Genomic DNA, 13,489 nt, shown 5'->3' on the forward strand with positions numbered 1-13,489 from the left:
ACTCCGCTGTCGCCATGTACGATGGCGGAGTGCTTTTTGCTTGTAATAATGTGATACTGGCAGTATTGAATGGTTACTGAAAAACGCATTGTAAAAAGATAATATTAAACGGGGGCAACGTGAGTTTGCGTATTCTTAAAATTATGCGATCAACGGGTATGGCAATCCTTTTGAGCCTCGGCGTGCTGGTTATGCCCGCCATGGCCGGGGAAACAACACTTCGCGATACCGTTTTGGCAACGCTGAAGCAGCACCCCTACCTGCAGTCAATGGAGAAGACCAAGGACGCCGCGGCAGAGGACTACAAGCAAGCCCGGGGCGGTTACTTCCCGAAGCTTGATGCTTTCGCTCAATACGGCGCAGAGGCATACAGCGATGCTACCACCCGCCGGGCACAGCGTGATTCGCATGTGACGGACCGGATGGATGCAAGCCTTACGGCTACCCAGTTGCTGTGGGATGGTCATGGAACTGAAGGTCGTGTGGATGCCGCGCAGGCCGCCATGCGTTCTGCCGAAAGCCAGTTTGTGGACGTTTCGGACACCCTCGGGCTTGATGCTGTCATCGCGCATGTTTCCGTCTACCGTCAGCAGTTGCTGCTGGCTTTGGCTCAGGACAATGTGACCGAGCATCAGGACATTCTTGCTTCCATGGAAGAACGTGAACGCGCCGGTGGAGGCAGCCTTGCAGACGTGACCCAGACCCGCGGTCGTCTTGCACGCGCCATGACTACGCTTTCCGCTACCAGAAACGATCTGAATGTCGCTACGGCCAACTATTTCCGCATGACTGGCATGGCGCCCGAAGCGCTTGCAGTTGCCGAGCTGCCTGGTTCCGTTCCGGCGAATGTGGACAAGGCGGCCACTGACACCCTGAACAATAACCCCAAGCTGTCCGCGCTGATGGCGGAAGTGGACAGGGCCGTTCAGGTGGTTGTGCAGAACGAGTCCAACTACTACCCCGAATTCAATCTCAAGGCCTCTTCCGGCTTCACCCAGAATGCTGATTCTTCTGAGACCTACACCAAGAAGGAACAGCTCATGGTGACCATGGACTGGAACCTCTTCAATGGTGGTTCCGATGTGGCCGGTGTGCAGGCTGCCAAGTCGCGCAAGCTTGCTGCAGAGCTGAGCCTCCGTGATATGCGTGAATCCCTGATGGAAAGCGTGGCTGCAAGCTGGAGCCAGTACGAGGCTGCCCGTGAGCAGGTGAAGCTGTATGAGGAAGCGGTTGAGTACAACCGTCAGACTCGTGACATGTACTCACAGCAGTTCACTGTCGGACAGCGCAGCCTGCTGGACGTGCTGGATGCCGAAAACGAACTGTTCAACACGCAGGGCCAGCTCATCACCGCGCAGCTTAATGTGGTGATCGGCGGCTATCGTCTTATTACCCTGAGCGGCAACATTCTTCCCGCGCTGGAGATTGATAAGGCTGAATTCGCGCAGAAGGCTATGTAGAACACGCCTGTTCTGCACTTTAGTCGATACAAAGGGGCGTCCTTACGGGCGCCCCTTTTTTTAGAAGCATAGTGGGCAACAGGGATGCTGAGCGTATGGGGCGTGTTGCAATTGGTCAGACCTTTATGCTAGTTTTCAGCTTTCCTGAATAAACACGGAGTGCCCGCCTGCACGCCGGTAATCAAAGGAGCGAGGCATGGAATTGAAGACAGTGGGCTGGATAGGAACCGGTGTCATGGGAAGGTCCATGTGCGGGCATTTGATCAAGGCCGGCTATGCCGCCAACGTGTACAATCGTTCGCCTGAAAAGGCGGCTGACCTTGTGGCGGCCGGAGCCAAGCTTTGCGCAACTCCTGCCGAGGTTGCTGCCGGTAGTGACGTGGTGTTTACCATCGTGGGCTTTCCCAACGATGTGGAGGAGGTCTACTTCGGGCCTGCAGGCATTATCAGCAATGCCCGCAAAGGAACGGTGCTGGTGGATATGACGACATCCAAGCCTGCTTTGGCTCAGGCCATTGCCAAAGAGGCAGAAGCGCATGGGCTGGATGCGTTGGACGCGCCTGTTTCCGGCGGGGATCTCGGGGCGAGAAACGCTGCGTTGGCCATTATGGTCGGGGGCCAGCAGGCCGTGTACGACCGGGTGCTGCCGCTATTTAACGCCATGGGCAAGACCATCCAGCTGATGGGGCCAGCCGGGGCTGGTCAGCATACCAAGATGTGTAACCAGATCCTCATCGCAGGCACCATGATTGGTGTGGTGGAATCCCTGCTCTATGCCGCTCGGGCCGGAATGGACCATGATGCCGTTATCGACATCATCGGCAGTGGGGCGGCCAGTTCATGGTCTATCAATAACCTTGGTCGGCGCATTGCCAAGGGCGACTATGATCCCGGCTTTTATATCAAGCATTTCATCAAGGACATGGGCATAGCGTTGGAAGAGGCCCGCGCCATGCATCTGGCTCTGCCCGGTCTTTCTCTTGTGCACCAGTTGTATGTTGCTGCGCAGGCGCAGGGGCTGGAGAATCTGGGGACGCAAGGTCTCTATAAGGCCTGTCTGGCTGTTAACGGTCTTTCATAACGGTGTGGTTGCGTGAATGATAACAGGCCGCTTTCCTGGTGAAAGCGGCCTGTATTTTTTGGGGAAAGGTAACAAAAAAGCTCCGGCGTATGCCGGAGCTTTTGCATTCCGTGTGGTGCCCAAGAGAGGACTCGAACCTCCATGAGGGAACCCTCACTAGACCCTGAACCTAGCGTGTCTACCAATTCCACCACTTGGGCACGGAACGTTCCGAGCGTTTAACTCGGCGTCGAGGAGAGGTGTTTATCGGGATTGTGTTCCGTTGGCAAGCAAAATTTTCAAATGCACCCAAATAATGTGGCCGCTTGAGACGCAGTGCGCCTGATTATTTCAGCTAGTTCGCCGTGTCGGCCGTGCTGCGTTATTCCAAACTCTGCGGTAGGCGGCATCAACCCTTGAAGGCTTGGCTCTTTTAAGGTAGCTATAGTCGCCTTCACAGACGGTTTTTCCTGCCTGCCGGAAACGGGGGAGGAAAAAATCACACCGCTGGCGGTATGCATGGAAATCGCACGAGAATTACAGGAAATTTCCATAGATCTTTCACGGGGCTGTTGTGTCACCATCGGCAACTTTGACGGTGTGCATAACGGTCACCGTAAGCTTATACGCCGCACCATGGAAAAAGCGGCCAAGCTGGGCCTGCCCAGTGTTGTCGTTACGTTCTGCCCTCATCCTCTCAAAGTGCTGGCCGGAGCGCATGCTGCTCCCCTTATTACGGACTACGAGAAGAAGCTGGACCTCTTTGAGGCGTTAGGTGTTGATCTGGTTCTCATGCTGGAGTTCACCAAGACTCTGGCAGCCATGGAGCCTGAGCAGTTCGTGCGCGAGGTGCTGGTTGATGCCCTGCACATGAAAGAGTTGGTTGTCGGATACGACTACTCTTTCGGTAAAGGCCGTAAGGGTAACTTTGCACTCCTCTCAGAACTGGGCACCAAGTACGGGTACGGAACGGAACGTCTTGATCCCGTGATCATAGACGGGGCCATTGTCAGCTCCACGCGCATTCGCGATATGATCAAGGCCGGACGAGTGTGGTATGTGCGCCCGCTTATGGACCGGTTTTACGTCATCCGAGGCTCCGTGGTTCGTGGTATGGATCGCGGGGGCAGGCTGCTCGGTTTCCCCACCGCCAATATGCGGGTGAAGGATGAGCTTTATCCCATGCCCGGCGTCTATGCCACGTGGGCCGAACTGGACGGCAAGGTCTACAAGGCCGTCACCAACATCGGCACCAATCCCACCTTCGGCAATGATGAGATAAGCGTGGAAACCTTCATCATGGATTTCAAGCAGGATATCTATGGGTGGGAGCTGCGCCTCAATTTTGTGACCCGTTTGCGGGATGAGAAGAAATTTGGCAGTGTCGAAGAGTTGGTGGCGCAGATAACCAAGGATATCGCTCTGGCTCGGCAGATTCTGGAGACGCCGGAAGCGCAGCTCTAGACGTTTCCGGTATGCATTTGCCCAGCTTTAAGGGCGGGCTGTTTTGAGTTGTTTTGTATCCGCAGGGCCGCTTGGCGGCGCTGTCTGCGTTTTTCAGCAAACAACCCGAGGGGGAGTTTGCTTTTCTGCGTTCAGCCGTTTAGATGATTGATCGGGAGTATATTCATGTCCAGTCCTCTGAAGCGCCTCTGGAGGGAGTACCTCATCCTGTATCGCAACGTCACGTATGTGCGTATGCTGGTCATCGGTATCCTTCTCGGGGTGCTCACAGGTATCGCCTCTGTTCTGTTCTTCCTTGGCATAGAATACTTCAAGCATCTTATTCAGGGGCAGTGGGCCGGACTGAGTCTGCCTGCTCCGGCGGGTGAGTCCATGTTTCACGGGCATGGTGGAGAACACTATCGTCCCTGGATCATCCCGCTTTCCTGTCTTGCTGTCGGTCTTATTACCGGTTGGCTTGTGGAGCGTTTTCTGCCGCAATCCATATCCGGCATGACTGACGGCACGGATGCCATGATCAAGGCCTTTCACAAGGACAAGGGGGTTATCAACCCCCGTGCGCCTATCATCAAGGGTATAACCTCTATCTTTACCATTGCGTCCGGTGGTTCCGCAGGGCGCGAGGGCCCCATTTCGCAGATCGGCGCTGGTCTCGGTTCCTGGCTGGCCGACCGCTTGGGGCTTTCCATCAAGGAACGTCGCATTCTTATGCTCACCGGCGCTGCCGGCGGGCTTGGTGCTGTTTTTCGTGCCCCTCTCGGTGGTGCGTTGACAGCCATCGAGGTGATCTACAAGGAAGATTTTGAATCCGAAGCAATTGTGCCCGCGGTCATTTCATCCGTTGTGGCCTATTCGATCTTTACCTTCGCCTTCGGCACCGCGCCCATGTTTGGCATTCCCCAGTTTTCGTTCAGCAACATATTCGAGTTGCCGTTCTATGTGATTCTGGCCTTTGCCTGTGCCTTCACCGGCTGGATGTATGTGCGCACCTTTCAGTTCCTGAAGTATTCCGTGTTCGAGAAAATGCGTGCCCGGGTGGGCATCATGTGGACCATGGCTGCAGGCGGTCTGATCATGGGCATGTTCGGCATGATGTATCCCAAGGTGATTTCTGGCGGATACGGATGGCTTGAGCAAGCCATTCTGGGCGAGCTGACCGTGACCACCATGATTGTGGTGGTGCTGGCCAAGACCTTGGCCACTTCCATTACATTAGGCTCCGGCATGAGCGGCGGCATGTTTGCCCCTGCTTTGTTTGTGGGCGGCATGACCGGCGGAGTGGTGGGCTTCAGTGCCCACAAGTTCTATCCGGATGTCGTTACCCAGCCGGGGGGCTACGTGATGGTGGGCATGGCTGCCTTTTTTGCCGGAGTCGCCAATGCGCCCATCGGTCCGCTGGTCATGGTGTGTGAGCTGACGCAGGGCTATGGCCTGCTGGCACCGCTCATGCTTGCCTCGGCCATCTGTCTGGTGGTGAACCGCAAAACCTCGCTGTATGAGAATCAGCTTGAGAACAAGTTTGAGTCTCCGGCGCACATCAACGATGCCACCATCAATATTCTCGAAAAGCTGCACGTTCACGAATTCTTCCAGCGCGGGCGCGTGACTATTCTGGAGGAATCCATCACGCTCAAGGCGTTGACGGACATTATTGCGGGTACCAACGAGTTCTTCTTCCCCGTCAAGAATCACGAGGGCGAGATTACGGGTATTCTGTCGCTGAACGATGTGCGCAACCTGCTCTATGAGGAATGTCTGTTTGACCTGGTCATCGTGGGCGAACTTGCCCGTCCGCCGGTCACGCTTGAAGAGAATGACGATCTCTATACAGCCCTGCTCAAGTTCGTGGACAGTGATCTTGGTCAGATACCGGTCATCAAGGACGATGATCCGCATACCATTCTCGGTCTTATCAACAGGGCAGACGTGTTCCGTGCCTACACCACGCATCTGAAGGTCATTCAGGCTGAAGAATAGGCTTCAGGGGCTTGAAAACAAGAAAAGCGCACCGTCCTCAGGATGGTGCGCTTTTTTTGTCTTACAGGGGCATTGTGAGGCATGCAGCGGCATGGTCGCTGTCTTTGAGCATTGCGGTCAGGTCGTGTATGTGCTGCCGAGTTGCGAGGGCCGCCTGAACCACCAGCGGGTCGAATTGGTAGCCGGAGCATTGCCTGAGTTCTTCCATGGCTTCATCAAAGCTCATGGCCTTGCGATATGGTCTGTTCTGGAGCATGGCGGAAAGTGAATCCGCTACGGCAATAATGCGCGCTCCCCGGGGTATGGCGTTGCCCGCCAAGCCGTACGGGTAGCCCTTGCCGTCATAGCGTTCATGGTGGTGCAGAATCATGGCCTGAATGCCCGTCATTTTGGAAAAGGCCTGTACCGGCTGTACGATGTTGGCTCCGATGGCCGGGTGCTGCCGGATGAGATGCATTTCCTCTTCGTCCAGGGGGCCCTGTTTCTGGAGTACCCTGTCAGGTACACCGATTTTGCCTATGTCGTGCAAGTGGCCGGCGATATGCAGAATGTCAGCTTCATGGCATGTCAGACCGAGCTTTTGGCCTATGGCCTGTGCGACTACGGCAACTTCTTCGGAATGGCAGCTTGTGTTCGGGTCTTTGGCGTCAATGGCGTTTCCGAGAGATTCCGCAAACTGGTGCAGAGACCGGCTGACTGCGTCGTCGCAATGTTGGGAGCAGGGGAGTGTTACCGGAAAGGCATTCTCTGTTTTGTGAGCTGTCTTGCTCCCGAGATGTCTGGCGGCTTCAGGCTGCTTGGAGCGAACGTGGTATAGATGTTTCATGGCAGATTGGTGTGCGCAAAAGATTGAGGGTGTTTGATAATGAAATTCGTTATCACTGATAGGGGCTTTTGATCACACTGTCAAACGGAATAGCGAGCGGGTTAGAACAAGGAGAGAGGTTGCTCCTGCTTTCGTGAAACAGGCTGGAGCAGGTGCGGGCTGTCTGTGGCCACGCTGTTAACCTCGGTGGAGACAGGCCATCTGTTCATGGTTTCAGCCGGTAAGGGGAGGCAGAGCTGACGAATGGTATTCTGTGGGGTCGCAGCATCCAGCCATGCGGCGTGGGCTTCTGGAGACAGAATTACCGGCATGCGGTCGTGCATGGGGCTGATGCTGCTGTTTGCCGTTGTGGTGAGGATGATGAGGCGCAGGATGGTTTGGAGGTTGTCAGGCGATTTGAGGGGGAAGTCTGTGGGTAGAAGCAAGCCGCCGAGGAAGGTCAGAGGTGTGTTTCTGGCGGCAAATGCGGAGGGAAGGCGCGTGCCGGAAGGCAGGCGCTGCCATTCATAAAAGGCTTCTGCAGGTACCAGACAACGGGCCGAGCGCATGGCTCCTGAAAAGAGGGGGCGCTCAAAGGCGGACTCGGATCTGGCGTTGATGATTAACGTGGAGCGGGAAAGTGCTCTGTTCTTGGTCCCTGATGATCGGTTTGGAACTTTGCTGGACGTTGCGAGTCCCCAAGGTATCAGGGACGCCTGGTCGTTCTGTACTATCAAAACAGAACGGGTGGGGGCGATGTTCCATGAGGGCTGGTACTCCTCAGGGATGGGAGCCGATACAAGCTCTTCAAGCCGTTTCTTGGGTATGCCCAAGGCAAAGCGTCCGCACATTTATTGATTCTACGTTGTTTTTCGGCAGTAGCCAACAGAAGGAGTGGGGGCTGTGCGTAACGCGGGCAGGAAGCGGCTGTTTCACCGGATTTTCCGGAGGGCAAAACAAAAGCCCCCGCTTTCGCGGGGGCCTCTGCAAAAAAAACTGTGCGGTACTACTTGATGATCTTGAATTCGGCGCGGCGGTTCTTGGACCACACGGCCTCGCCCTTGCCTTCAACGGCAGGACGTTCTTCACCGAAAGATACCACTTCGATCTGGGAAGCGGAAACGCCGAGCACCATCAGGTATTCCTTAACGGCGCGAGCGCGGCGCTCACCCAATGCAAGGTTGTATTCTTCAGTGCCACGTTCGTCACAATGACCTTCCACCAGCACGCGCAGCTGGGGGAACTTCTTCATGACGGCGGCCTTGTTCTTCAGAGAGTCACGGTAGTCAGCCTTGATGTCGAACTTGTCGAAATCAAAGTATACCAGTTCGTCGGTGATAACCATGCGGGCCTTGCTCAGAGCTTCTGCAAGCTCCTGCTCAGCGGTCATAGCACCGGAATCTACAGTTTCCACCGGAGCCTGTTCTACGGCCGGAGCCTGTTCAGGGGTGGTAGCTACCTGCTTCTTGGCACAGCCGAAGCTCATAGCCAAAACCAATACCATAAACAGTGCCAGCCCGATCCGTTTCATGTTGCGCATTGAATATTCCTCCTAATGCTCTGTACAAATCTCTTTTAGCGGACACACAAGAATGGTCAGCCTCTTTCCCATTTTCGCACGCTCAGCGGGAGCTCATCTGAGGTTCACAAGCTGATCACACACTGAACGCGACAGTATCGTAGCTTAGGCATAGATTTTGTCAAGATGAATCCCATTGGTTATCAAAGGGTTCTAGGCCTGCGTGTGGCTTGTGGAGCCGATGCCGAGCCTGCGGCGTGGGAAAAATATTTTTTTATTCTGGTACAAAACCCCACGTGGGCATGGATGCTTCACCGTCTCCGGTGGGCACCTGCCGGGGTTCTCCGCCGTGGCGGGTAGTCAGGTAGATCTTGTTCTGACCGGATCTGGTGGATGAGAAAGCGAGGAAATAGCCGTCGGGTGCAAAGGAGGGCATTTCATCGGTGCCGGGGCCGAAGGTCACCTGCTTTTCCCTTCCGGTCACAAGGTCCATGACAAAGATGCGGTGACCGCCGTTGATCATGCGGGAAAAGGCCACAAGCTCACCATCGGGTGAGATGGAAGGGCTGGTGTTATAGTTGCCTTCGCGGGTAACGCGTTCATCGCTGCCGGTCTTCAGGTTCTTGAGGAAGATGTGCGGGTTGCCTCTGCGGCTGGAGACGTAAGCCATCTTGGTGCCCGTGGCATCGAAGGAGGGGGAAACGTCAATGGCCCAGTTTTCAACCAGCGTGGATTCCTTCTTGAAGACGTGGTTCAGCAGATAGATGTCAGGGTTGCCGCCGGAGGCGAGGCTTACCGCAACCTTGTTGTTGGGCAGGAAGGTGGGGCCGATGATGGTGTTGCCGGGGAACTTGATATGCTGCACGCGGCGGGTCAGGCGGTCCCATACACCCAGAGAGTGATAACGGTCACTAATGTGACTGAAGATGATGTAGCGGCCATCAGGCGACCATGAGGGCGACAGGCTGAGGCCGGGCAGCTTGGTGAGCTGACGCATGTCGCGGCCGGTGGGATGAACGGACCAGATGTCCTTCTGCCTCTTGCCCGCCTTTTTCACGAAGGCGAGGGTGGAGAGGAAGAAGTCGCCGCGTCCGGTCAGTGCCTTCATGAAATCGGCGCAGAAGCGGTCTGCCACGCGGGGCAGAATCTCGGGTGTTATGTCGTAGTAGGCCTTGCCCAGTACCAGCTTGCCGGAAAGCACTTCGTAGACGCGAAGCTCCACGCTGGGGGCTTTGCCCGGAACCGGGGTGGGCCAGCCTGCGGTGACGATGAGGTCCACGCCTGCGAGCTGGTAGCGGCGCATATCCACATCAGGCGTTTTGTAACCGGCGGGCTTGTTGCCGCCGAGTATGGCAGAACCTTCCACAATATTGATGAAGGGAAGGAAATACAGGTTGCGGTCGATGAGAGACTTCAGTTCTCCCCCCATGGGGGGGGCTGGAATAATGGGGCCGGCGGCACCGGCGGTGCCGAGCGGTTCTGTGGTGGTCAGATTCAGAGCAGCCTGACCCGGTCCGTAGATATCCACTTCCAGAGAGCGTGCATGGGCCTGCAGCATCGTGAGGGCAAGGGTCACGATAACGAGAAGGGTCGTTCTGAGTTGTTTCATGTTCATGTGCTCGTTAATTATCGCAACCCTGACGGGGATTGCGGTGATGTCGTCTATTCGTGGCTGTTGAAGTTGATCGTTATTTCCGAAATGTCCGGTGACGGCGGCTTTGGGAGTATCTGGGTATCCTTCACTGCCCGCAGGGTGGATGCGTCGAAATCGGCGCGCCCTGAAGACGCTACGATTTTTGAATCCAGAATTTCTCCATCAGGAGACAGATATATTCGTACGCTGGCGACAAGCTGGTCGCGGGTCGCCATGTGCGGGAACCGCCAGTTCTTCTTCACGATGGCCTGAACGGCAATGGCATAGAGGTCTTCTATGCTGCCGACAACACCGTCGGAGGGGGGGCCTTCAATACCCTCTTCGCCCGCCTCGGCCAGCGCATCCTGCAGGGCCTTGTTCTGCGAAACGGCCTCCTGCAATGCAGCCAGCTCCTTGCTGAGCTGCTGCTGGCCTGCTGCTGCGCGTTGTTTTTCAGTCTGCTTTACCGACTTGGAGGTGTCTGCCAGCGCTTCACGCAGAATGTCATCAGCAGACTTCTGCGGCGCGGGCTTGGCCTTCTTGTCTGGTTCAGGTTTCTTCTCGGCCTTTTCCTTCTTCTCATCCTTGGGCTTGGGCTTTTCCGCTACCTTGGGTGCTTCCGGCACGGCAGCCTTTTTGGGGCTGATAGGGGTAGCGTCGGGCTTGGGCTCGGGTTTGGGGGCCGGAACGGGCTTGGCAGTCGGTTGCGGCTTTGGAGCCGGAGCCGGGGCCGGGGCCGGAGTTGGCGCCGGCACTGGTGTCGGAGCCGGGCTGGGGCTGGGTTCAGGCTTGGGGCTGACCACTGGTCCGGCGACCTTGCTGCCGGGGGCGACCTTGCCCACCGGACGCTTGCCGGACAACGCGACCAGTTTTACCTGATATACGGGAACGTCCAGCCGCACCTTGGTAGAGCTGGCAGGCCAGTAGATAACGGCCAGCACAAGCGAAAGGTGCAGACAGACGGAGAGCAGCGTGCTGATAAAGCGCATCAGAGTGAACGCCTATTATTTCTTCTTCTGTTCCTTGGGTTCGTCGGGTTGTTCCGCGACCACGCCAAGATTGGTAATGCCTGCGGCCTTGATGTGACCCATGGCCTGCACCACGACACCGTAGGGCACCTCCCTGTCTGCGCGCAGGAAGAGCTGTTTCCTCTGTTCCTTGACCAGTCTGGTGATGTGGCCTTCCAAGTCTTCGAAGGTGACAGGATATTCGTCAAGGAACATGGCGCCGTCACGGCGGATGGTCATGACAAGATGTTCACTGTCAGTAGGCAGCACTTCCACGGTCTGGGTCTGAGGCAGGTCCACTTCAAGTCCCTGCGTCATGAGCGGAGCCGTGACCATGAAGATGATCAGCAGCACCAGCATGACGTCTACGAAGGGGGTGACGTTTATTTCCGCCACGAACCCTTTGCCGCTTCCGAGAGAAACTCCCATGTCAGTCTCCTAGCGCTTCTCGCCGGGAATGCGGGCGACGGTCTGGGAAGCAGGACGCGTGGCGCCCAGTTCGCGCTGTACGCGGTTCAGGAATGCACCGGCAAAGTTAACCAGCTGTACCTCGATGCTGTTAAGCATGCCGAGGAAGAGGTTGTAGCCCATGGTGGCGGGGATGGCCACGCCAAGGCCGATGGCCGTGGCGACAAGGGCTTCGGAAATGCCGGGGGCAACGGCGGCAAGGGTGGCGGTTTTCATCTGGCCGATGGAGTGGAAGGAATGCATGATACCCCAGACTGTACCGAAGAGGCCGATAAAGGGGGCTGCGTTTGCGCAGGTGGCAAGGAAGGAGAGGGAGGCACCCATCTGGGAGGTTTGCATGCTCACCCCCTGACGCAGGGCACGGCGTACGTTGTCCGCAAGAATGTCGGCGTTGCTGCCGAGTTCCCGCAGGCGGTTGTATTCTGCCACGCCCTCCTGTGCGACGCTGTACACGGGCGAGGTGGTGTCGCTGCCGAGTGCCTGTACCGCCTCACGGAGATCCTTTGCGGCCTGGAAGTCTGCAAGCCCTTTGGCTGCCTTGGTGCGGGCAGAACTGAGGTGGAACCACTTCTGAAACATCAGGGACCAGCTGACGATGGACATGATGACAAGCAGGGCAAGGACGCATTTTACAACGAACGTTGCCTGCCACAGCAGCATGAAAATATTCGAGTCACCCATGGAATCTCTCCGAAAAGTTGCGTTGACGGCGTGAGCCGGTGTGTTTTTCGTAATTCTGTCCCGTGCGAACAGATGCTTCGCGCTCTACGGCTAATCATGAAATATCGCAAGCGGGATTGATTGGCTGCCTTGTATCGTAAAAAAAGCGGGGTATAAAGTATGTTTCCCCTGCCGTTCCTCCGAGAAAGCCCTTTCATTCCCCTGCCTGTGGCTGCAGACCGTGGCCGGACGCCACTGCGCGGGCGGGCAGGGAATTTTATTTTTGCATCATTAAAGATAGACCGCCGCTGGCGATATGTTTGCCTAGGGTGTTTCCTTTACGGGCTGTCCGGGGCGGAGCCTTTCGTTGCCTTTGATCACGATTCTTACGTCTGCCGCAAGGCCTGGACCGTGCAGGGCGACCTCATTACCGAGCCATGCGTCTATGGTGACGGGAATGGATTCGGCTTTGCCATCGCGTAGCACCCAGACCATGGTTTGTCCCCGCTGGCTGATAAGTGCATCCCGCGGGACGAGCACCGCGTCCACTTCTGCACCTGAAGGCAGGCTTATCTTTGCTTCCATGCCCTGCATAAGGCCGGAGCCGTTGTTGATGCGCACCTTGACGGGGAACGTGCGTGTGGTGAGGTTGCCTTGGGGAATAATGGCCGCCACGGTGCCGGAAAGCGCCTTGTCCAGAATGGTCACGGACACTCCCTGCCCTTTTTGCAGGAAAGGCAGGACGGCCTGCGGAACCTCAACCACGGCCTCAACAACATCGTTGCGGGCGAGGGTGGCTATGACTGTGCCGGAAGAAACCCACTCTCCACGGGCTGCATGCTTCTTGAGCACCACCCCGGTGAAGGGGGACCTGATGCGGCTTTTGGCGATCTCCAGTTTCAGTTTTTCCGCTTCCGCCTTGAAGGAGTACGCTTTCTGCTGCAGGGCCTTCATGGAAAGGCGGGCCTCGTCGAATTCCTTTTCCGACACCGACTTGGAGGAGTACAGGGTGTTCATGCGGCGGAATTCAAGCTTGGCGTTTTCCAGATCGGCCAGAGCCTGTTCGTGTTGCGCCTCTGCGGCTTCCAGCTCCTTGCGGAGCAGATCGTTGTCCAGTTCGACCATGATCTGTCCGGCTGTGAGCGTGTCGCCTTCCTCAAAGTGGGCTGCATTGACCCGCCCCTGTACTTCGGCTGCCACGTCAGAGACTTCCGGATACTCAATAGAGCCGATGAATATGCTTTGCAATGCGGCCTTGCCTGCCCGGGCCTTGGCGGTAACGACCGGCGCCGGTGGCTGCTGTGGCGGAGCATCTGCCGCATTGGCCGCAACGGTCATGAAAAAGAGAATGAGAAAGATGTGGAGAGGAAGGAATCTTCGCGATATAGTCATTGGCATTCTCCGGGTTGCGTCGCAGAGTGTGACGGCAGTGTACC

12 protein-coding genes and 1 tRNA gene are annotated in these 13,489 nt (G+C 56.5%); 4 read left to right on the plus strand and 9 right to left on the minus strand.

The window, feature by feature from the left end; all coding sequences use genetic code 11:
- Positions 1 to 158: 158 nt before the first annotated feature.
- Both N1030_RS15100 and N1030_RS15105 read left to right on the plus strand, forming a co-directional pair.
- Complete coding sequence (locus tag N1030_RS15100) at positions 159 to 1,460, plus strand: TolC family outer membrane protein (protein WP_265826332.1); 1,302 nt, start codon at positions 159 to 161, stop codon at positions 1,458 to 1,460.
- 196 nt (positions 1,461 to 1,656) lie between these two features.
- A complete protein-coding gene (locus tag N1030_RS15105; RefSeq protein WP_265826334.1) occupies positions 1,657 to 2,541 on the plus strand; it encodes an NAD(P)-dependent oxidoreductase in 885 nt (294 codons plus the stop codon).
- 113 nt (positions 2,542 to 2,654) lie between these two features.
- Here N1030_RS15105 and N1030_RS15110 read toward each other — a convergent pair.
- Positions 2,655 to 2,741, minus strand: a tRNA-Leu gene (locus N1030_RS15110).
- A 298-nt stretch (positions 2,742 to 3,039) separates the two neighbouring features.
- On the opposite strand from N1030_RS15110, the gene N1030_RS15115 reads away from it, so the two are divergent.
- Positions 3,040 to 3,984: a bifunctional riboflavin kinase/FAD synthetase gene (locus tag N1030_RS15115; protein ID WP_265826335.1), complete on the plus strand. Its 945-nt coding sequence runs from the start codon at positions 3,040 to 3,042 to the stop codon at positions 3,982 to 3,984.
- Between the two features lie 165 nt (positions 3,985 to 4,149).
- A complete protein-coding gene (locus N1030_RS15120; RefSeq protein WP_265826337.1) occupies positions 4,150 to 5,961 on the plus strand; it encodes a chloride channel protein in 1,812 nt (603 codons plus the stop codon).
- A 61-nt stretch (positions 5,962 to 6,022) separates the two neighbouring features.
- Here N1030_RS15120 and N1030_RS15125 read toward each other — a convergent pair whose 3' ends face one another.
- The 8 genes from N1030_RS15125 to N1030_RS15160 all read right to left on the minus strand — a co-directional run bounded on the left by N1030_RS15125 (position 6,023) and on the right by N1030_RS15160 (position 13,445).
- Positions 6,023 to 6,787, minus strand: coding sequence for an HD-GYP domain-containing protein (locus N1030_RS15125; protein ID WP_265826338.1), 765 nt, complete (start codon positions 6,785 to 6,787; stop codon positions 6,023 to 6,025).
- Between the two features lie 101 nt (positions 6,788 to 6,888).
- On the minus strand, positions 6,889 to 7,617 hold the full coding sequence (locus N1030_RS15130) for an SOS response-associated peptidase (protein ID WP_265826341.1): 729 nt from the start codon (positions 7,615 to 7,617) through the stop codon (positions 6,889 to 6,891).
- 155 nt (positions 7,618 to 7,772) lie between these two features.
- A complete protein-coding gene (gene pal / locus N1030_RS15135; RefSeq protein ID WP_265826342.1) occupies positions 7,773 to 8,306 on the minus strand; it encodes a peptidoglycan-associated lipoprotein Pal in 534 nt (177 codons plus the stop codon).
- A gap of 253 nt (positions 8,307 to 8,559) precedes the next feature.
- The gene (locus N1030_RS15140) at positions 8,560 to 9,894 is read right to left on the minus strand and encodes a translocation protein TolB (RefSeq protein WP_420842815.1); all 1,335 of its coding nucleotides are present in this window, start codon (positions 9,892 to 9,894) and stop codon (positions 8,560 to 8,562) included.
- Between the two features lie 53 nt (positions 9,895 to 9,947).
- Positions 9,948 to 10,907, minus strand: coding sequence for a cell envelope integrity protein TolA (tolA, locus tag N1030_RS15145; RefSeq protein WP_265826343.1), 960 nt, complete (start codon positions 10,905 to 10,907; stop codon positions 9,948 to 9,950).
- A 15-nt stretch (positions 10,908 to 10,922) separates the two neighbouring features.
- Positions 10,923 to 11,354: a protein TolR gene (gene tolR, locus N1030_RS15150; protein WP_265826344.1), complete on the minus strand. Its 432-nt coding sequence runs from the start codon at positions 11,352 to 11,354 to the stop codon at positions 10,923 to 10,925.
- 9 nt (positions 11,355 to 11,363) lie between these two features.
- A complete protein-coding gene (gene tolQ, locus N1030_RS15155) occupies positions 11,364 to 12,074 on the minus strand; it encodes a protein TolQ (RefSeq protein ID WP_265826345.1) in 711 nt (236 codons plus the stop codon).
- Positions 12,075 to 12,377: 303 nt separating this feature from the next.
- Positions 12,378 to 13,445, minus strand: a complete 1,068-nt coding sequence (locus N1030_RS15160) for an efflux RND transporter periplasmic adaptor subunit (protein WP_265826347.1) — start codon at positions 13,443 to 13,445, stop codon at positions 12,378 to 12,380.
- Positions 13,446 to 13,489 lie beyond the last annotated feature (44 nt).

It is taken from the genome of Desulfovibrio mangrovi, assembly GCF_026230175.1.
Lineage (GTDB): Bacteria > Desulfobacterota > Desulfovibrionia > Desulfovibrionales > Desulfovibrionaceae > Halodesulfovibrio > Halodesulfovibrio mangrovi.

What these genes read in the sequence shown, in the direction of transcription:
- N1030_RS15100 (WP_265826332.1), top strand. Translation starts at nt 159, where the DNA reads ATGGCAATCCTTTTGAGCCTCGGCGTGCTGGTTATGCCCGCCATGGCC.
- N1030_RS15105 (WP_265826334.1), top strand. Translation starts at nt 1,657, where the DNA reads ATGGAATTGAAGACAGTGGGCTGGATAGGAACCGGTGTCATGGGAAGG.
- N1030_RS15115 (WP_265826335.1), top strand. Translation starts at nt 3,040, where the DNA reads ATGGAAATCGCACGAGAATTACAGGAAATTTCCATAGATCTTTCACGG.
- N1030_RS15120 (WP_265826337.1), top strand. Translation starts at nt 4,150, where the DNA reads ATGTCCAGTCCTCTGAAGCGCCTCTGGAGGGAGTACCTCATCCTGTAT.
- N1030_RS15125 (WP_265826338.1), bottom strand. Translation starts at nt 6,787, where the DNA reads ATGAAACATCTATACCACGTTCGCTCCAAGCAGCCTGAAGCCGCCAGA.
- N1030_RS15130 (WP_265826341.1), bottom strand. Translation starts at nt 7,617, where the DNA reads ATGTGCGGACGCTTTGCCTTGGGCATACCCAAGAAACGGCTTGAAGAG.
- pal (WP_265826342.1), bottom strand. Translation starts at nt 8,306, where the DNA reads ATGCGCAACATGAAACGGATCGGGCTGGCACTGTTTATGGTATTGGTT.
- N1030_RS15140 (WP_420842815.1), bottom strand. Translation starts at nt 9,894, where the DNA reads ATGAAACAACTCAGAACGACCCTTCTCGTTATCGTGACCCTTGCCCTC.
- tolA (WP_265826343.1), bottom strand. Translation starts at nt 10,907, where the DNA reads ATGCGCTTTATCAGCACGCTGCTCTCCGTCTGTCTGCACCTTTCGCTT.
- tolR (WP_265826344.1), bottom strand. Translation starts at nt 11,354, where the DNA reads ATGGGAGTTTCTCTCGGAAGCGGCAAAGGGTTCGTGGCGGAAATAAAC.
- tolQ (WP_265826345.1), bottom strand. Translation starts at nt 12,074, where the DNA reads ATGGGTGACTCGAATATTTTCATGCTGCTGTGGCAGGCAACGTTCGTT.
- N1030_RS15160 (WP_265826347.1), bottom strand. Translation starts at nt 13,445, where the DNA reads ATGACTATATCGCGAAGATTCCTTCCTCTCCACATCTTTCTCATTCTC.